The 18,095-nt window shown below is 75.4% G+C and carries 14 protein-coding genes; 3 read left to right on the top strand and 11 right to left on the bottom strand.

Features of this window, described 5'->3' with window-relative positions:
• Positions 1 to 23 precede the first annotated feature (23 nt).
• Genes ACFWWQ_RS15425 through ACFWWQ_RS15415 form a run of 3 tightly spaced genes read right to left on the bottom strand, consistent with a single transcriptional unit; the run spans position 24 to position 3,590 of the window.
• Positions 24 to 437 carry a DUF742 domain-containing protein gene (locus ACFWWQ_RS15425; protein ID WP_384595999.1) on the bottom strand — a complete coding sequence of 138 codons (414 nt, stop codon included), beginning with the start codon at positions 435 to 437 and terminating at the stop codon, positions 24 to 26.
• 13 nt (positions 438 to 450) lie between these two features.
• Positions 451 to 897 (bottom strand): roadblock/LC7 domain-containing protein, encoded by a 447-nt coding sequence (locus ACFWWQ_RS15420; RefSeq protein ID WP_384595996.1) that lies wholly within the window; start codon positions 895 to 897, stop codon positions 451 to 453.
• Complete coding sequence (locus tag ACFWWQ_RS15415) at positions 894 to 3,590, bottom strand: nitrate- and nitrite sensing domain-containing protein (protein WP_384595993.1); 2,697 nt, start codon at positions 3,588 to 3,590, stop codon at positions 894 to 896. The genes ACFWWQ_RS15420 and ACFWWQ_RS15415 overlap by 4 nt, the downstream gene beginning before the upstream one ends.
• Before the next feature lie 369 nt (positions 3,591 to 3,959).
• Here ACFWWQ_RS15415 and ACFWWQ_RS15410 point away from each other — a divergent pair, with 369 nt between their 5' ends.
• Positions 3,960 to 4,343 (top strand): hypothetical protein, encoded by a 384-nt coding sequence (locus ACFWWQ_RS15410; protein WP_384595990.1) that lies wholly within the window; start codon positions 3,960 to 3,962, stop codon positions 4,341 to 4,343.
• A gap of 30 nt (positions 4,344 to 4,373) precedes the next feature.
• On the opposite strand, the gene ACFWWQ_RS15405 is transcribed toward ACFWWQ_RS15410, so the two are convergent.
• Complete coding sequence (locus ACFWWQ_RS15405; RefSeq protein ID WP_143942998.1) at positions 4,374 to 4,706, bottom strand: bifunctional 3-phenylpropionate/cinnamic acid dioxygenase ferredoxin subunit; 333 nt, start codon at positions 4,704 to 4,706, stop codon at positions 4,374 to 4,376.
• A gap of 214 nt (positions 4,707 to 4,920) precedes the next feature.
• Between ACFWWQ_RS15405 and ACFWWQ_RS15400 the strand changes: the two genes are divergently transcribed.
• Entirely contained in the window at positions 4,921 to 5,727 is an 807-nt protein-coding gene (locus tag ACFWWQ_RS15400) for an IclR family transcriptional regulator (protein WP_384595987.1), read from the top strand.
• 384 nt (positions 5,728 to 6,111) lie between these two features.
• Positions 6,112 to 7,197, top strand: coding sequence for an S-(hydroxymethyl)mycothiol dehydrogenase (locus ACFWWQ_RS15395; protein ID WP_384595984.1), 1,086 nt, complete (start codon positions 6,112 to 6,114; stop codon positions 7,195 to 7,197).
• A gap of 67 nt (positions 7,198 to 7,264) precedes the next feature.
• Here ACFWWQ_RS15395 and ACFWWQ_RS15390 read toward each other — a convergent pair whose 3' ends face one another.
• The 7 genes from ACFWWQ_RS15390 to ACFWWQ_RS15360 all read right to left on the bottom strand — a co-directional run bounded on the left by ACFWWQ_RS15390 (position 7,265) and on the right by ACFWWQ_RS15360 (position 18,088).
• The gene (locus tag ACFWWQ_RS15390; protein WP_384595981.1) at positions 7,265 to 11,914 is read right to left on the bottom strand and encodes a hypothetical protein; all 4,650 of its coding nucleotides are present in this window, start codon (positions 11,912 to 11,914) and stop codon (positions 7,265 to 7,267) included.
• Positions 11,915 to 11,976: 62 nt separating this feature from the next.
• Positions 11,977 to 12,897 (bottom strand): hypothetical protein, encoded by a 921-nt coding sequence (locus tag ACFWWQ_RS15385; protein ID WP_384595977.1) that lies wholly within the window; start codon positions 12,895 to 12,897, stop codon positions 11,977 to 11,979.
• Positions 12,898 to 13,012: 115 nt separating this feature from the next.
• Complete coding sequence (locus tag ACFWWQ_RS15380) at positions 13,013 to 14,539, bottom strand: hypothetical protein (RefSeq protein ID WP_384595974.1); 1,527 nt, start codon at positions 14,537 to 14,539, stop codon at positions 13,013 to 13,015.
• A 176-nt stretch (positions 14,540 to 14,715) separates the two neighbouring features.
• On the bottom strand, positions 14,716 to 15,360 hold the full coding sequence (gene pcp / locus ACFWWQ_RS15375) for a pyroglutamyl-peptidase I (RefSeq protein WP_384595971.1): 645 nt from the start codon (positions 15,358 to 15,360) through the stop codon (positions 14,716 to 14,718).
• Between the two features lie 63 nt (positions 15,361 to 15,423).
• Entirely contained in the window at positions 15,424 to 16,392 is a 969-nt protein-coding gene (locus ACFWWQ_RS15370; RefSeq protein WP_384595968.1) for a DUF979 domain-containing protein, read from the bottom strand.
• Entirely contained in the window at positions 16,389 to 17,144 is a 756-nt protein-coding gene (locus ACFWWQ_RS15365) for a DUF969 domain-containing protein (RefSeq protein WP_384595966.1), read from the bottom strand. Before ACFWWQ_RS15365 ends, ACFWWQ_RS15370 begins: the two co-directional genes overlap by 4 nt.
• Before the next feature lie 200 nt (positions 17,145 to 17,344).
• Entirely contained in the window at positions 17,345 to 18,088 is a 744-nt protein-coding gene (locus tag ACFWWQ_RS15360; RefSeq protein WP_384595963.1) for a GntR family transcriptional regulator, read from the bottom strand.
• Between the last annotated feature and the right edge of the window lie 7 nt (positions 18,089 to 18,095).

The raw sequence follows: 18,095 nt of genomic DNA, 5'->3' as shown, positions 1-18,095 counted from the left end.
GGAGGGCGCCGGGCCGCGGTCGCTCACAGGGCACGCAGGCCGTCGATGACCTCGCGCAGCACCTGTTCGTCGGGCAGCTCGGCGGGCGGCACCGGGCGGGTGAGGTGGACCAGCCCGGCGTCCAGCAGATCGCCGATGAGCACCCGCACCACGCCGACCGGCAGATCGAGGTCGGCGGCGAGTTCGGCGACCGACTGGGGCGCCGCGCGGCACCACTCGACGATGTCGAGCTGCTCGGGCGAGAGCGTGTGGTCGCCGTCCGCCGCGTCGTACCGGCTCTCCGCGATCACCAGGGCGATCAGGTCGAGCCGGCCCTCGGCCCCCGTGCGGGTCCGCCCGCGCGTCATCGCGTACGGGCGCACGACGGGGCCCGCCTCGTCGTCGTACCAGCGCGCCGCTCCGTCGTGGCGGGCGGCCGGATCGGACTGTTCGGTCATGTCCTCACCGCTGTCACCCGCCGGTGGGCGCACCACTGCGCGCCGCGGTGCCCAGGTGCGTACCCACCCGCTTGACGAGGAGCGTCATCTCGTAGGCGATCAGGCCGACATCGGACTCGGCGTCGGCGAGGACGGCGAGGCAGCTGCCGTCGCCCGCCGCGCTGACGAAGAGGAACGCGTCGTCCAGCTCGACGAGGGTCTGGCGGACCCGGCCCGCGTCGAAGTGGCGGCCGACGCCCTTGGCCAGGCTGTGGAAGCCGGAGGCGACGGCGGCGAGGTGCTCGCCGTCCTCGCGGGTGAGGTCCTTGGAGGCGCCGGTGGCGAGGCCGTCGCTGGAGAGGATGAGGGCCTTGCGGATGCTGCCGACCCGCTCGACGAGTTCGTCGAGGAGCCAGTTCAGCTCGCCGGAGCCCTGCGCGATGGCCGATGCGGTGGTGGCTGCTGCCTGCGGTGCGGTCATGGACCGTCCCCTCCCGGAGTGGTTCTGGATGCTGTCGTGCCCCCGTCGTCCCCGTCGCGGCCGGTGTCCTCCCGGGCCGCGGGCTCGTCGGGCGCGGGGTCCTCGCCCGTGTCGCGGCGACCGCGCCGCCAGCCGCTCTGGAGCGCGGCCATCCGGTTGCGGACCTCCTCGGCGTCCCGGTCGTCGTCGGCCGCACCGGGCCGCTCGTCACCGGCCCGGCGGTCCGGGTCGTTCTTGAGCTGCGGGGCGAGGCTGGCCTGCCGCACCCGGCGGGGCAGCCCGCCGACCGTGCTCCCGGGGGCCACGGGGCGGTCCGCCGGGCCGTCGCCCCCCGGTGCCGCCGGGGTGTTCCCGTCGGCCGGGCGGGGGTGGCCGGACGGCTCCTGGCCGGAGTCGCCGGGCCCGCCCGTGTGGGCGCGCGCCTCGCCGTCGTCGACGGTACGGCCGTGGTCCGAGACGAGCACCGGCGGATGCGGGCGGCGGCGCGGCAGCGGGGCCGGGCCGTCGTCGGGCGTGCGGTGCTCGGCGGGGGCCAGCCGCGGCCGCGGGACGAGGGCGGGCGACGGGGTGGGGCCGGTGGGCGTGGCGGTGCGGCGGCCGCGGGTCCGGGCGCGGAAGACGCCGTCCTCGTCGTCGAGCGGATGCGGGGCGTTGGCGGCCAGTTCCTGCCGTCCCTGGCCCAGGGCGCGCGGTCCGTGGGCGCGGGCCTCGGCCAGCGCGGCCGGTTCGCCGGTGACGGGCTCCAGCCGGGGCAGGTCCGGGCCGGTCAGGAAGACGCCGCCGGTGTCCTCGCCCTCCTCGGTCTCGGTCAGCAGCGCGCCGGGGAGGAAGACCACCGCGGTGGTCCCGCCGTACGGCGAGGGCTGGAGGGAGACGCGGACGCCCTGGCGCTGGGCGAGGCGGCTGACGACGAACAGGCCCAGCCGGTCGGTGTCGGAGAGCGCGAACTCGGCGGTCTCGGCGAGCCGGAGATTGGCGTCGAGGAGCTGATCGGCGGGCATGCCGAGGCCGCGGTCGTGGATCTCCAGGGTGAAGCCGTTGGCGACCCGCTCGCCGACGACCTGGACCGCGGTGTGCGGCGGGGAGAACACCGTGGCGTTCTCCAGGAGTTCGGCGATGAGGTGGGTGAGGTCGGAGACGGTGGGGCCCTCGACGGCGAGCCGGGGCAGCCGTCGCACCTCGATGCGTTCGTAGTCCTCGACCTCGGCGACGGCGGCGCGCACCACGTCCATCAGCCGGATCGGCTTGCGCCACTGCCGGGAGGGGGCCGCGCCGGAGAGGATCACCAGGCCCTCGGCGTGCCGCCGCATACGGGTGGTGAGGTGGTCGAGGCGGAAGAGGTCGGCGAGCTCGTCGGTGTCCTCGGTGCGGCGCTCCATGGTGTCCAGCAGGGTGAGCTGACGGTGGAGCAGCACCTGGCTGCGGCGGGCGAGGTTGACGAAGACCTCGGAGACGCCGCGGCGCATATCGGCCTGTTTCACGGCGGCCTCGACGGCGGCCCGCTGGAGGGTGTGGAGGGCCTGGCCGACCTGGCCGGTCTCGTCCTGGCCGAACTCCTGCCGCGGCACCTCGGCCTCGATGTCGACCTGCTCGCCCGCGGCGAGCCGCCGCATCACGGCGGGCAGCCGGACGCCGGACACCTCGTGGGCGGTCCGGCGCAGTGCGGTGAGGTCCTTGACGTGCCGACGGCCGATGCGGACGGAGACAATCAGGGAGACCAGCAGGGCGACGAAGCCGAGGACACCGGCGATGGCCGCCTTCGCGACGACGGCCAGGGCGACCGGCCGCACCCGCTCGCGGTAGTGCTCCCCGGACTCCTGGCCCATCCGCTGGAGATCGTCGAGGACGGTGGAGGCGAGGATGTCCCAGCGCTCGGCGTTGACCGCGTCGGGGGCCTCATCCGCGCCCGCGGCCACCACGGCGTCCTCCACGGCCTCCAGTTCGCGGGTCTTGGCGGAGTGCCAGTAGTCCTCGTAGTCGGCGCGGTCGCGGGCCGGCATGAGGGGCAGGCCGGTGCGCATCAGGACGCGGCGTTCGGCGATCTCGTCGGAGACGGTCCGCAGGTCGATCTTGGTCATCCGGCCGGAGGCGAGCGCGGCGGAGAGCAGCGCGTCCTCGCGGGCGAACGCCTCCCGGGCGCGGTCGAAGGAGATCAGCGCGCGGCCCTGCTTCTCCAGGGCGACGTCGTCCAGCACGTGCAACGCGACGATCAGGTCGTACTGCGAGTCGATCATCCCCGCGTACGCCTCGAACGCCTCGTCGCGCGAGATGGTGTTGTCCTCGACCTGGCGGCGCAGGGACGGGAGAGGCGTGAGTGCCTTGACCGCGCTGTCCAGGGAGGCGGCAGTGGAGCGGCCGAGGTCGTCGCGGACGGCCGGGACCTCGGCGTCGGCGCGGAGCCGGGCGAGGGATTCATCGGTGGCCCGTGCCTGCCCCTGGAGTTGGGGCAGGGCGTCGGCGTCCCTCCGGTCGGCGAGGTACATCAGGCTCTGCCGCCGCTCCCGCTGGAGATCCTCGACGAGGTTCCGGGAGGGGTGGCCGAGCTTCTGAACGACCCGGCCGACCGTGAGCAGTTGATCTGCCGCACGCCCGGTGACGTACGTCGCGAACGCCCACATGGCCGTCAGGGACACCAGCGGTACGAGCAGCAACGCCACGATCTTCCGGCGGATCGACTTCCCGCGAAAGCGCATGGCCTCCCCCAGTCAGCCCCGGCGGCCGGGGGTGGTGTTCCGTCAACAAACGGCGCGAGCCTACTACTGCCCGGCGGCCAACCCGAAGACCCGGCCGGGCCTTGGGGAAAGTCCCGGCGGGGATCGCCCGGCCTTGTCCGGCGATTCCCGGACAAGGTGCCCGTGGGTCGGCGGGGCACCGGGAGGCGCCTCCGGCCATCACCCCATGGAGTGGCCGGAATTGCCCCACCCCGGGTCACCCTCACGTGGCGGTGTGGGTGACGATGGCGGCGGCGCCGGGCATCCGGGCGGCATGCGGCCGTCCCCGGAGGGCGCCCCGCGTGCGCTGGGCGGAGCCCGGGCGGCGGTACGTACGGGGAGGGTGAGGCGTTGAGGGACACCGGCAGGCGCCCGTTGTGGCAGGAAGAGCCCGCGGCCCGGCGGCGGATGGCCGATCCGGTGCGGACGGCGGCCGTACGGGCCGTGATCATCGTGGCGCTCACCCTGATCCAGGCCATGACCGCGTTCCTGGCGACGCTGGCCGGCTCGTGGCTGGCGTTCCCGGCGGTGATCAGCACGGTCGCCAGCACGGTGGTGGCGACCTGGGCGGTGCTCGACGTCTGGGTGACGCGTCAGGTCTGGGTGCAGCGGTACGGCGTGCAGTCGCAGCCGAGCAGTACGGCGCGGCAGTTGCGGCGCGAGCGGCGGCGGGCGCGGCGGGAGGAGCGGCGCGCGGCGCGGGAGGAGCGACGGGCCGGGGGCGCCGCCGCGTAACGGGCGACGCCCCCGGGTCCGTCCGCCGGTTCAGGCGACCGCGTCCTCCCGCACCGCGGGCCGGACGTGGAGGACGCCGTCGATGACGGCGACCTCGTGGGTGCGGACCGGGCGGCGGGCCGGCAGGCAGGTCGCGGCGCCGGTGCGCAGGTCGAACAGGGCGGCGTGCAGCGGGCACTCGACGAGGCAGCCCTCGACGTACCCCTCGGAGAGCGAGGCGTCCTGGTGGCTGCAGAGGTCGTCGACGGCGTAGAAGCCGCCGTCCTCGGCGTGGAAGACGGCGATGGCGGGTGTGTGGTCGTCGACGGTGATCCGGACGGCTTCACCCTCGGGAAGATCGTCGATGCGGCAGACGGGAATCATCTGGCCCCCCTCGCGCTGATCGGTATCATGGCGTTGTGAATAACGCATCGCAGAGCGCGATGCGCAACAGAATCCAGGCCGTGGGGCGGGCCGTCAAGGGCCTTCGGGCCGTTTCTCCCGGCCCCGGCTCGCCAGGGATCCCCGGGCCCCCACGCGCCTCACGGGCTCCCTCCGACGCGCCCCCAGGGGCCAACGGGCGGTGACACGAAGTCCCATGTCGAACACGAGCGATACCGCAGCGGAGCGGCCCGACGAGCGGCGCGGCGGGGCGGGTTCCGTCCAGTCCGTGGACCGCGCGGTGAGCGTGCTGGAGCTGCTCGCCCGCCTCGGCGAGGCGGGGGTGACCGAGCTGTCCGAGGAGCTGGGCGTCCACAAGTCCACCGCGTTCCGGATCCTGGGCGTGCTGGAGAACCGCGGGCTGGTCGAGCAGGAGAAGGAGCGCGGCAAGTACTTCCTCGGCGCGGGGGTGTTGCGGCTGGCGGGCGCCGCCGCCATCCGGCTGGACATCTCGCAGGAGGGCCAGCCGGTGTGCCGGGCGCTGGCGAACGGTACCGGGGAGACCGCCAACATCGCGGTGCTGGACGGCGATGCGGCGGTCAACATCATGCAGGCGCGCGGCGCCGCCGCGGTCACCGCCTACAACTGGCTGGGCCGCCGCACCCCGCTGCACGCCACCGCGAGCGGCAAGGTGCTGCTGGCGCATCTGCCGGGCGAGCGCCGGGAGCGGTTGGCGGGGCGGAAGCTGGCGCGGTTCACGGAGCACACGCTGACCTCCGCCGGTGATCTGCGCGCGCAGCTGACCGGCGCGTTCGAGGACGGATTCGCCTGCTCCACCGAGGAGTTGGAGATCGGGCTGAACGCGGTGGCGGCTCCGGTGCGGGCGCACGACGGCGCGGTGATCGGCGCGATCGGCGTCTCCGGACCGGCGTACCGCATGCGCCGTTCCCTCCTGCCGGAGCTGGCGCAGCGCGCGGTCGAGGCGGCGGCGGACCTCTCCCGGCGGATGGGGCACGCGGGCTGAGGGGACGTCGGACGACGGGGCGGGCGCTCTGGTGCGGGGCCATGCGAGGCATGCGGTTCGCCCTGGGGAGACGGGGGGCCGAGACGCGCCGGGCGGGCGCTCCGGGGCGGGTCCGGGCAGCCGCCGAGGAGCCGGTCCGAGCAGTCGCCGCGAGGCCCTTCCCGGTGGCGGAAGACGACCCTTGACGGATCGGGGACGGACTTTCAGCATGTCTCCTATCGCGCAACTCGGCGCGCGATAGGCAACATCGGGGCGTGGGCGGTCCGCCGTCCACCGCTCCCCCCACCCCTGCGCAGCGCACCACCCACCCCTCACAGGCATCCGTGCCGACTCTCGCGTGCACCCGCCCCTGCCCGCACGGCAGGCGCTGTTTAGGAGTGAGCCATGCCGCACGAAGTCCGCGCCGCCGTCGCCGTCTCCCCGGGCGCACCCGTCGAGGTGCTGCCGATCCTCGTGCCCGACCCCGGCCCCGGCGAGGTCCTGGTCGCCGTCCAGGCATGCGGGGTCTGCCACACCGACCTGCACCACCGCGAGGGCGCGGTCGGCGACGCCTTCCCCTACCTGCTCGGCCACGAGGCGGCCGGGGTCGTCGAGGCGGCCGGACCGGACGTCGCCGACCTCGCCCCCGGCGACTTCGTCGTCCTCGCCTGGCGGGCGCCCTGCGGCCGCTGCCGCTCCTGCCGCCGTGGCCGCCCGTGGTACTGCTTCGACTCCCGTCACGCCACCCAGCCCATGACGTTGCGCGACGGCACCCCGCTCGCCCCGGCCCTCGGCATCGGGGCGTTCGCCGAGAAGACCCTGGTCGCCGCCGGGCAGGCGGTGAAGGTCGATCCGGCGGCCCGGCCGGAGGCGGCGGGGCTGATCGGCTGCGGGGTGATGGCCGGGTACGGCGCGGCCGTGCACACCGGGGGCGTCGGCAGCGGCGACACCGTCGCGGTCATCGGCTGCGGCGGCGTCGGCAACGCCGCCATCGCCGGAGCCTCCCGGGCCGGGGCGCGCCGGGTCATCGCCATCGACATCGACGACCGGAAGCTGGACGCCGCCGAACGCTTCGGCGCCACCGACACCGTCAACTCCCGCGGTACGGACCCCGTCGAGGCGGTCCGCGCGCTCACCTCCGGGTTCGGCGCCGACGTCGTCATCGACGCGGTCGGCCGCCCGGAGACCTACCTGCAGGCGTTCGCCATGCGCGATCTGGCCGGGACGCTGGTCCAGGTCGGTGTGCCGGAGCCGGACATGCGCGTCGAACTGCCGCTGGCCGACCTCTTCGGACGCGGCGGCGCCCTGAAGGCGTCGTGGTACGGCGACTGTCTGCCCAGCCGCGACTTCCCCGTCCTGATCGACCTCCACCTCAGCGGCAAGCTCGACCTGGAGCGCTTCGTCACCGAGACGATCGGCCTGACCGGCATCGAGCCCGCCTTCGCCAAGATGCGGCGCGGCGAGGTGCTGCGGTCGGTCGTGGTGTTGTGAGGGAGGCCGGGGCCCGTACGGGACGGCGGGGCGGGAGGCGCCGGTGCCGGGCCTCCCGCCCCGGGGCTCAGCCGCCCGGCGTCGGTTCCGGGGTCTCCTCCGGGCGCTTGTACATCCGGGTCGCCGTGATCTGGCCGTGGACCGCCTCGCCGGACGGGTCCGGCTGCGGCAGGCCGGGGCGCAGATGCTCCTCGACGCTGATGTACTTCAGGCCCGCCCGCAGGTCCGCATCGTTGCGCAACCGGATGACCAGCGGGAACTCCGCCAGCGCGGTGGTGTCGAAGAGGCCGGTGGTGTAGATCAGCTGGACGCCGAGCGCGTCCGCGACGGCCCGCTGCAGCTCCAGCAGATACGTGGCGTTGGCGCGGCCGATGGGGTTGTCGAGGAAGAGCGTGCCCGCGTGGGGCTGCTTGTCGCGGCCGCGGTCGTTGCTGCGCAGCGCGGCCATCGTGCAGTACAGCGCGATGGCCGCGGTCAGCAGCTGGCCGCCGGAGAAGACGTCGCCCATCTGACCGACCGGCACCCGCTCGGCGCGCAGCACCGCGTCCGGCTTGAGGATCTCCACGGCCACGCCGCGCGGCGCCAGCGCGGCGGCCACCCCGCGCAGCAGCAGGGACATGCCGTCGCGCCGCAGATCGCTGTTCTTGCGTACGGCGGCGCGGGTCGCCTCGTCGATGACCTCGCCCAGCCGCTCGGTGAGCGTGGCCTGGTCCGGGTCCTCGAAGCGGATGCGCAGGAACTCCTGGCCCGACCACTCCCCCAGCCCCTCCGGCAGCTGGGAGAGCCGCTGGGCGGAGCGGAGCGTGGTCAGCGAGGAGTCCACCAGACCGCGGAGCCGGTCGACGATGGAGTCGCGGTTGCGCTCCAGCTGGTCCAGCTCGTCGGTGAGCACCCGCAGCCGGGGCGCGAACGCCTCCGCCCACTTCGTCGCGTGCTCCGGCAGTGCCGCCGCGGGCAGCTCCCGGATCTGCTGCCGCGCCGGGGTACGGACCTGCTCGAAGCGGGTGGCGTTGGCGTGCCGGACGAGGACGTCGCCGGCGTCGCGGACGGTGCTGTCGGCGGCGGAGAGGTCCTGGGCGCAGCCGCGCAGCGAGCGGCGGGACTCGGCCGCGGCACGGCGGCCCTCCTCCAGGCGCCCGGTGTACGGCTGGACGGGCTCGTCCACGCTGTCGTCGGCGGGCTGCGCCTCCCGCAGCAGATCACGCAGGAGCGCCGCGGTCTCCTCGAAGCCCCCGGCCGCCTCCTCCGCGGCGCGGTGGCCGCGCAGCAGCTCGTCATGGTGGGCGCGGGCGGACTCCAACGCCGCGGTGGCGGTGGCCAGTTCCCCGGCGGCGGTGCGCAGCAGCTCCTTGGCGCGCTCCGCGTCGGCGGGCACCTGCTCCTGGGGAAGGTCGGTGTGGGCCGTGCCCTCCTCGGGCGCCAGCCGCTCCGCCTCGCCACGCAACCGGCCCAGCTGCTCGCTGGCCGCCGAGGCGCGGGTCTCCAACATCGTCACCAGCGACTCGGCGCGCCCGGCGGCGGCCTGCCGGGACGGGCCGTCGGCGGCGTCCGGGCTCTCCAACAGCGCCCCGGCGCGGGTGCGGACCTTGTTGGTCAGGCGGTTCAGCTCGGCGAGCGCGGCGGACTCGTCGCCCTCGGCGCGGGCCTGTTCGGCGCGGAGGTCGGCGCCGACGCCGACCTTCTCGTACAGCTGTGAGGCGGCGCGGTACGCCTCGCGCAGCGCGGGCAGCGAGGTGGGTGTGCCCTCCGGGGCGGGGCCGAGGTCGTCGGGGACACCGGCGATCTCGGCGCGTTCGGCGCGCAGTGCGCGGGCGGTGCGGTGGGCGTCGTCGGCGGCGCGCTGGGCGGCCCGGCGGTCCTCGTCGGCGGCGCGGGCGCGGTCCACACACTCCTCGGCGCGGGCCTCGAACTCGGCGGCCTCGTCGGCGAGTTCCCGCATCCGCGACTGCCAGCCGGCGCGCTCGCGCAGCCGGTGGGCGAGGCCCGCGAGCAGGTCGGCGGAGCGGCGGGCACGCTGGGCGGCCTCCTGCCGCTCGTCGCGGACGGCGGTGGCCTCGGCGGCCGTCTCGTCGGCCTCGGTGCGGGCGGCGCGGGCCTCGGTCAGCTCGGCGGCCGCCTCCGTCGCCGCCGTACGGGTCCGCTCGACGGCCTCGGCCAGCTCGGCGAGGTGACCGGCCGGGCAACCGGCGCGCCAGGAGGTGAGGCGGGCCGCGAGCGCGCGGTCGTCGGCGAGGCGGGCGGCGAGCGCGCGGATCGCGTCGTCCCGCTCGACGGCGCGGGCGCGCAGGGTCCGGCGCTCCTCGTCGGCGGCGGATTCGTCGTGCATCGCCGGGTTCGGCGGGACGAGGAAAACGCCGGAGTCCGCGGCGGGGGTTTCCGGGGCGGGCGCGAGCAGGGCCTCGGAGGTGCCGACGGCGACGGCGGAGCGGGGCAGCAGCGCGGCGGCGGCGAGGATCTCCCGGGCCCGGGCGTGGGTGTCCGGGTCGGTGATGATCACGCCGTCGACCAGCTCGGGCCGGGCGGCGAGCACCCGGGCGTGGTCGGCGGGGTCGACGGACTGGGCGAGGTAGCGCCAGCCGGGCAGCGCGGGGACGCCGTGTTCGCCGAGGTATTCGACGGCGGCCAGGACGTCGGGGCCCGGGGGCAGCAGACCGCCGTCGCCGAGGGCGCCGAGGATGCGGGCGTCGTCGGCGGCGGCGGTGCGCAGGTCGAAGAGGTGGCGCTCGGCGGAGGCGACGCCGTCGTCCAGCACCTCGCGCAGGGCGTCGGCGTTGCGGTCCAGCTCCTCGGCGGTCAGCGGACCGGCCAGGTCGGACGCGGGTGCGGCGCCGTCGGCGGCCGGGACGCCCGTGACGGTGGGGGTCTGCGGCAGGCCGAGGAGGTCGGCGAGGCGCTGTTCGGCGCCGAGGGCGGCGGCGGTGGCGCGCTCGGCCTCCCAGGCGCGGGCGGCGGCGGTGGCGGCGTCCCCGGCGCGGGCGGCGGCCAGTTCGGCGGCGGAGTGCCGGGTGGTGGCGCGGCGGGCGTGGTCGGTGGCGGTGCGGGCGACCTCGCGGGCGCTGTCCCAGACGGCGACGGCGTCCTTCTCGGCGTCGGCGGCGGCGAGGGCCGCGCGGGCCGGGTCGGCGTCCGGGGAGCTGTCGTCGAGCCAGCCGGCGCGGACCGCCTCGGCGGTCTCCTCGGCGACCTCGGCGAGCCGCTGCCCGAGGTGGTCGGCCTCACTGCGGGCGCGCTGGGCGTGGGTGGCGGCGGCGGTGGCGTCGCGGTGCGCGTTCTCCCCCACCTCCTGGAGGGCGGCGGAGCGCTCCTCCTCCTCGCCCGCGAGGCGTTCCCCGGCCTCGGCGGCGGTGTGCAGGGCGCGGACGAGGCCGGCGGCGGCGGTGGCGCGGGCGGCCAGGGCCGGTGCGGCGTCGCGTTCGGCCTCGCGGATGACTGCGGCGACGCGGGCGGAGCGGTCGGCGGCGGCGCGGTGGCGCAGCACCGTCTCGGCGGCCTGCCAGGCGCTGTACAGGGTGCGGGCGTCGTTCAGTTCGCGGCGCTGGGCGGCGGCGCCCTTCTCGGCGGCGGCCAGCGCCAGCGAGGCATGGCGGTAGGCGAGTTCGGCGGAGACCAGGGCGCGGCGGTCGCGGGTGCGTTCGGCGTCGGTGACGCGGTGGGCCGCGGCGGCGACCTGTTCGGCCAGCTCGGCGGCGCGGCCGTGCTCCTCGGTGGAGCGGGCGTGCAGCTGCCGGGCGAGGGCGCGGGTGCGGCGCTCGGCACCGAGGTGCACCTGGCGGGCCTGCTCGCGGCGTTCGGCGGCGTCGGCGATGGTGGTGAGCAGGCCGAGGGAGCCGGCGGTGAACTCCCGCTCGGCGGTCAGCTCGGCGCGGCGGCCGAGCTTGTGGGCGAAGCCGTGGACGAGGTCGGCGAGGCCGTCGGTGTCGCGGGTGTCGGTGACGGCGCGGAGCAGCAGGTCGGTGAAGTCGGAGTCGTTCTTCACCGCGAAGAGACCGGCGGCCTCACCCTCGTCGGCGTTCATCTCCCGCTGGTAGCGGAAGAGTTCGGGGTCCAGGCCGAGGTCGCCGAGGTGTTCGTTCCAGCGTTCGTGGATCTCCTCCCAGACGACGTCGAGGTGGGGGTAGTGCCTGCCCGCCTCGGTCAGGACGTCGCGGAAGCCCTTCATGGTGCGGCGGCGGCCTCGGGCGCCCGAGGCGCCTTCGCCGTCCTCGGTGCGCGGCCGGACGACGGTGGCCTCGGCGACGGGCAGCGCGTCCAGGCTCATCCCGGGTCCGGGGCGGAAGCTGTACCACGCCTCGGCGAACTTCCGCGGGTCGTTGGAGACCTGACGGCCGCGCCATTCGCTGACCTTGCCGACGACGACGGACTCGCCGGTGACGGTGTGCTGCCACTCCAGGGCGACGTGGCCGCAGTCGTCGGCGAGCAGGAACTTGCGCAGCACGCCGGAGCTGGCGCCGCCGAGGGTGTTGCGGTGGCCCGGCAGCATCACCGAGAAGATCAGTTTGAGGAGGACGGACTTGCCGCCGCCGTTCTCCAGGAAGAGGACGCCCGCGGGGGCGGGGCGGCGCGGCGGGCCGGTCGGTTCGTCCTCGAAGAAGTCCGCCTGGGCCGGCGCGGGCTGCGGTACGGGGACGCCGACGCCGCGCAGGTCCAGCACGGTGTCGGCGTAGCGTGCGCCGGCCGGTCCGATGGAGTAGAGGCGGACCCGGGACAGCTCGTACATGGCGGACTTTCGTTGTCGGGGTGGGCAGGAGTGGGCAGGAGGCGACGTCGGGCGGCGGGCGGTCAGGGGCTGTGGAACGGGAGTCCGGCGTCGGCCACCAGGTCGAGGGCGTCGGTGTCCTCGCCGGGCAGCAGGGAGGCGGTGCCGTCGGCGACGGGGACGACGCCCAGCTCCAGCAGTTCGCTCATCGCGGCGCCCCCGGCCAGGTCGCGGACCTGGAGTTGGTAGCGGGCGGTGGTGCGGTAGGTGCCTCCGGCGTCGTCGCCGGTGCGCTGGAGGAAACCGGAGTCGACGAGGAAGGTGACGGCCTTGGCGATGATGCCGGTGGTGGAACCGGCCAGCCGCCGGGCGTCCTTGGTGGCGCCGGTGGCGCTGCGGCGGGCGTAGACGCGCCAGGCGGCCTCCAGGCCGGGGGCGCCGGTGGCCGGGTCGGTGTTCTCGCCGTCCTCGGCGGCGCGCTCCTCCAGGCGGCGGCACGCCTGGCGGACGAAGGCGTCGACGCCGTTGACGGTGAGGCGGCCGATGTAGCCGTCGTCGGCGAGGTCCTCGGGGCGGGGGAAGGCGAGGGCGGCGACGGCGAGGTGGGCCAGACCGTGCAGGAAGCGGTCGGCGGAGTCGGCGGAGGCGCGGCGGGCGTAGTCGCCCATGCGGACCGCGAAGACGGAGTCCTCGGCGGCGGTGACGGCCATTCCGGCGCGGGTGGAGACCTCCAGGACGACGAGGCCGAGTCCGGCGGCGACGGCGTCGGCGAGCCGGGCGAAGGCGGGGTCGTCGCGGTGGCGGCGCAGCAGTTCGGCGTATTCGGCGTCGCGGGCGGGCAGCAGCTTGGGCTGGAGGCCGAAGGCGACGAGCCGGGCCGCGTCGGCGGCGTCGGCGGGGGTGACCGGCGCCGCGGCGGGCTCGGCCCCGGCGGTGGCCCCCCGCCCGGGGGGCGCGGGCACCGGCTCCGGCTGCGGCACCTCGTCGGCGGCGTACTCGGTCACGGGCGGGGCTCCTTGTGGGGGACGGACGGGTGAGGCAGGGGTGCGGCGGGCGGGATCCGGCGGCCCCGGGCCACCGGTCGGGCCGGGCCGCACGAGGCGGACCAGGGAATCGGCATCAGGACGCCTCCGAGCGGTCGGCGGCCATGCCCGCGGCGTCCAGGAGGGCGGTGCCGACGATGAGGTCGGCGCCGCCGAACTCGGGGTCGGTCAGCTCGGTGCCGTCGTCGACGGCGAAGAGCAGCTGGGCCTCGCCCTGGCGGTAGGCGGTGCCGACCGGGGGGCTGGCGGCGTGCACCGCGAGGAGGGCGACGAGGTAGGCGAGGTCCGGGTCGCCGGTGCGGCGGGCGTCGGCGAGCAGTCCGGAGAGGCGGCGGGGCGCGTCGGACGGCAGGTCCAGCAGGGCCATGGCGGCGTCCAGCTGCGCCTCGCTGAAACGGCTGTCGTCGGGGGTGGCGACGAGATCGGGCTCCGGCATCTCGGCGCCGAGGTGCTCCCGCTCGGCGGGCGGGGTGAGCAGGGTGTCGACGAGGTCGGTGACGCGGACGGCGGCCGGGGTGCGCAGGCCGGTGCCGTGGGCGAAGAAGGCATCCGTGACGCGGCGGGCCTGCTCGGTGGGGAGCGGCAGCAGCGGCGCGACGAGCTGACCGTAGAGGTCGAGCCCGGAGCGGGCGGTGGGGGCGGCGAACGCCTGGCGGTCCTGCTCGGCGCGGAAGAGCGGTCCGGCCTCCAGCAGGCGGGACTGGAGCTGGGTGTGGCGCCGGATGCAGTCCTTGACGATGTCGACCAGCTCGGCGGCGCGCCGTTTGTGCTCGGGCTCCTCGGTCTCGTCGCGGGCCTTGCGGATGTTGGTGAGGATCGCGTTCTCGTGGCGGTAGCGGTCGGCGACGTGGTCGAGCGCTTCGGCGATCATGTCGGGGACGGTCTGCAGCCAGTCGACGGCGCGGACGTTGCGCCGGGTGGCGTCGAGGGTGCGGCGCAGCGTCTCGGCGTACTGGACGGTGCGGTAGCGGGCCTGCTCGGCGGCGAGCTGGGCGTCGGCGAGGCGGCCGCGGCTGATCAGCACCTCCAGCTTGACCTCGGCGGCGATCTGGGCGCTGGTGACGTCGGTGTCGAGGGCGCCGACGAGGACGTTGACCGCTTCGTCGGTGGTGCGCAGGAAGACCGCGCCGCCGGTGCCGGGGACCTCTTCGATGAGCTTGAAGTCGTAGTCGCGGCGGACGTAGGCGCCGGTGGTGTCGAACGTGCCGTAGACGGCGCGGAATCCGCGGTCCACGCTGCCGACGTTGAGGAGATTTTCCAGCACCCAGCGGGCGACGCGCTCGTGTTCGGCGGCGGGCCGCCCGGGGGCCTGGGCGGCGATGCGGGGCAGTACCCGGGCCACTATCTCCTCGTGGTCGGCGCCGGTGTCGAAGTCCATGTGGAGCGTGACCAGGTCGATGACGGCGAGCGCCACCTCCGCCATGGCGTACCCGCCGTACTCGCCCGCGAGGTTGGCCTTGCGGGCGTCGAGGTCGTGCAGCGGCGCGGTGCACGCGAGGGCGCGCAGGCGGCGGGCCAGGCCCTCGTCGGCGGCGGGGCCCGGCGCGGGCCGGTGGGTCCCGGCCGGCTGGGGCGCGGCGGCCCCCGGAGCTGGAAAAGTCACGTCGCACAGAGTAAGCGCTCGCACTGACAACGGACGAAACGGCGCTGCCCCGGCCCGCTCCTGGGGCACGTTCCGGCCGGTCAGCCAGTGTACGCGGACCGCCCGAGGGCGGTGACGGCGCGTACCCGGTCGGCCTCGGCGGAGCGGACGCCCGGCCCGCCGGGGCCGCGGCGGGGTCAGTGGGTGGCGCCGCCCGGCAGCCGCAGGTCCTCGCGGGTGGTGGCGGCGGTCGCGGCGATCTCGCGCAGGGCACGGGCGACGGTGTCCACCGGCAGGGACGGCTGCGCACGGCCGGTGACCTGCTCGGGCGCGTAGGGGACGTGGACGAAGCCGCCGCGCAGGGCGGGCAGTTCGGTGGCGATGAGGTGGGCGAGGGCGTAGAAGACGTGGTTGCAGACGAAGGTCCCGGCGGTGTGCGAGACCGAGGCGGGCAGGCCCGCGGCGCGGACGGCGGCCACGCACGCCTTGACCGGAAGGGTGGCGAAGTAGGCGGCGGGGCCGCCCTCGACGACGGGTTCGTCGATCGGGGCGGCGCCCGCGTTGTCGGGGATGCGGGCGTCGTCGAGGTTGACGGCGACGCGTTCGACGGTGATGTCGGGGCGGCCGCCCGCCTGGCCGACGCAGATCACCACGTCGGGCCGGTGCGCGGCGACCGCGGCGCGCAGCGCGCGGGCGGCCTCGCCGAAGACGCAGGGAAGTTCGGTGGTGCGCAGGTCGAGTCCGGCGGGCGGCTGCGCGGCGGCGGCGCGGACCGCCTGCCACGACGGGTTGGTCTTCTCGCCGTCGAACGGTTCGAAGCCGGTCAGCAGTACCCGGGTCATGCGGTCTCCTCGGTGGTGACGGCTGCCCGGCGCGGCGGGCGGCCCGTACGGCGGCGGCCTCGGTCAGAAGGCGAAGAGCGCCATGATCACGATGTTGCAGCCGAGCAGGACGCCCGCGGTGGGCAGCTGCGCCTTGATCGGCCCGTACTGGTCCTTCAGCTCCAGGAGGGCGGCCGGGACGATGTTGAAGTTGGCGGCCATCGGGGTCACCAGGGTGCCGCAGAATCCGGCGAGCATGCCGAGGGCCAGGACGGCGGGCGCGTTGCCGTGGAAGTGCTCGACGAGGACGGGCCAGCCGACGGCGGCGGTCATGACGGGGAACGCGGCGAAGGCGTTGCCCATGATCAGGGTGAACAGGAACATGCCGACGCAGTAGACGACGACGGCGATGGAGAGGGAGTCGTCGGGCAGGACCGCGGTGGTGATCTTCCCGACCTGGGTGCCGACGCCGGAGACCTGGAAGATGGCGCCGAGCGTGGCGAGCATCTGCGGCAGCAGCATCGCCCAGCCCATGGACTCCAGCATCGAGCGGCCGGCGGCGACGGGCACCGAGAGCCGCTTCTCGCGCAGCATGACCATGGCGACGACGAGTGCGACGACGGCGCCGATGCCCAGGCCGAGGATGGTCTCGCTGCCCTCCTGGAGGACCGGCCGTCCGCCGATGCGCAGGCGGGCGACGCCGACGGCGCAGACCAGCGCGACGACGGGGATGGTGAGCGCCGGGACGAAGAGGCGGCTGCCGAACCGGGCGGCGAGGGCGGTGCGTTCGGCGGGGGTGGTGGTGCGCGGGGTGCCGCGTCCGGTGAAACCGCATCCGGCCAGGACGACCATGACCAGGACGGCGGCGCCCAGGGGTTCGGCGGGCGCCCGGCCGTTCACGACCCAGCTGCTGTAGATGAATCCGGCGCCGATCAGACCCCAGAAGGCAGCGGTGCCCAGCCGTTTGGCGTTGCTGCGGTCGGTGAGCATCTGCCCGGCCATCACCAGGAAGCTGAGGCCGACCAGCCAGTAGAACCACTCTGCCTTGATCATTCGGTGGCCTCCGCTGCGGTGGCGTTCCCGGCGTCGCCGGTGGGATGGGTGGGCTCGGCGGGGCGGGCGCCCCCGGCGTTGGCGGCGCGCAGTTCGCGCTCCAGGTGGCGGTCGAGGCGGAGCATCCGCCAGCCGTGGACGACGAAGGCGCACACGGCGGTGGGGATGGCCCACAGCGCGAGGTGGAGCGGTTCGAGGTGGGTCCCGTAGGTGGTGTTGACGAAGCCGGTGATCAGCAGGATCGAGCCGACGGCGAGGAAGACGTCCTCGCCGAAGAACCGGCCGACGTTGTCCGCGGCGGCGGCGCAGGAGCGGATGCGTTCGCGGGCGGCGTCGGTGAGCGTGCCGTGGCGGCGTTCGGCGGCGCCCTCGGCCATCGGGGCGGCCAGCGGGCGGACGGTCTGGGCGTGGCCGAAGACGTCGGTGAGGCCCAGGGCGGCGCCGATCTGCCGCATGCCCAGGTAGAGGGCGAGGAACCGCCCGGTGGTGAGCTTGGCGAAGCGGGCGATCAGGTTGCGGGCCTGTTCCTGGAGGCCGTAGCGCTCCAGGAGGCCGATGACCGGGAGGGTGATGGCGAAGATCGTCACCGACCTGCTGTCGGCGAAGCCCTTGCCGAAGGCGGCCAGCACCTCCTGGGGGGCAAGTCCGCCGAGGAGTCCGGCGACGATGCCCGCGGCGCCGACGACCAGCAGGGGGTGGCGTTTCGTGGCGAAGCCGATGACGACCACGAGCACGCCGAGGAGCACGATCATGGGCCCGCCTTCCGCGTACAGGACCCCACGCGGACCGTGAGGATCGATGAATGGATTGCAGCGGAGGTTAGGCGATTGTTCAACGATCCGACAAGGGTCTACGGGCGGGAACTTTCCGGCGGCGCACCGTCGGCCCCGCGCCGCCGCGGCCCGGCACCGGACGCGCCCCGCCCCAGTGCCGCCACCTGCCGCCCGCGCCGCTACCCCTCGGCGATCAGCCGCGCGTACGCCCCGGAGAGCTGGGCGAGCGAGTCCTCCAGATACGAGCGGAGCAGCTGCTCGGCCGCGGCGGCGTCGCCGTCCTCCAGCGCCTCGACGATCTGCCGGTTGCGGGTGAGGTACGGCGCGTGGAAGCGGCGCGGGTCGTCCATGACGTGGAAGACCAGGCGGAGTTCGGCGAGCACGCCGCGCATCAGCTCGTCGGTGCGGGGGCTGCCCGCCAGCGCCGCGACGCCCTGGTGGAAGCGGATGTTGGCGGTGGACAGCTCCTGCCAGGCGCGCTCGCGCACCGCCGTCTCGCCGGAGCGCACCGCCGCCTCGATCGCCCCGATCGCCGCCCGCGCCCCCTCGTCGTACGGCCCCTGACCCAGGCCGCGGACGGCGGCGCACTCGACGAGCAGGCGGACCCGGTAGATGTCGGCCAGGTCCTCGACGGTGACGACGCGGACGAAGACGCCGCGGTTGAGGCGGTGGACCAGCAGCCGTTCGTGGGTGAGCAGCCGGAACGCCTCGCGCAGGGTGTTGCGGGAGACGCCGAGGGCGCCGCCGATGCTCTCCTCGGAGAGCCGGGCGCCGGGCGGGAAGTAGCCCTCGGTGATGCGGTCGCGGAGGATGTCCGCGACCCGCTCGGCGGTCCCGGCGCGGCCGAGCAGCGCCCGGTCGTCCGCCAGCCCCTCGACGTCGACCGGCCGCCGCCGCTCCGCCTTCGCCACCCCGCCGGCCATCGGCCCA

Origin of the sequence: Streptomyces sp. NPDC059080, assembly GCF_042739975.1 — a bacterium.
Classification (GTDB): domain Bacteria; phylum Actinomycetota; class Actinomycetes; order Streptomycetales; family Streptomycetaceae; genus Streptomyces; species Streptomyces benahoarensis.
Note: the sequence above shows the minus strand (reverse complement) of the source record. Positions and strands in the feature narration are given on the sequence as shown.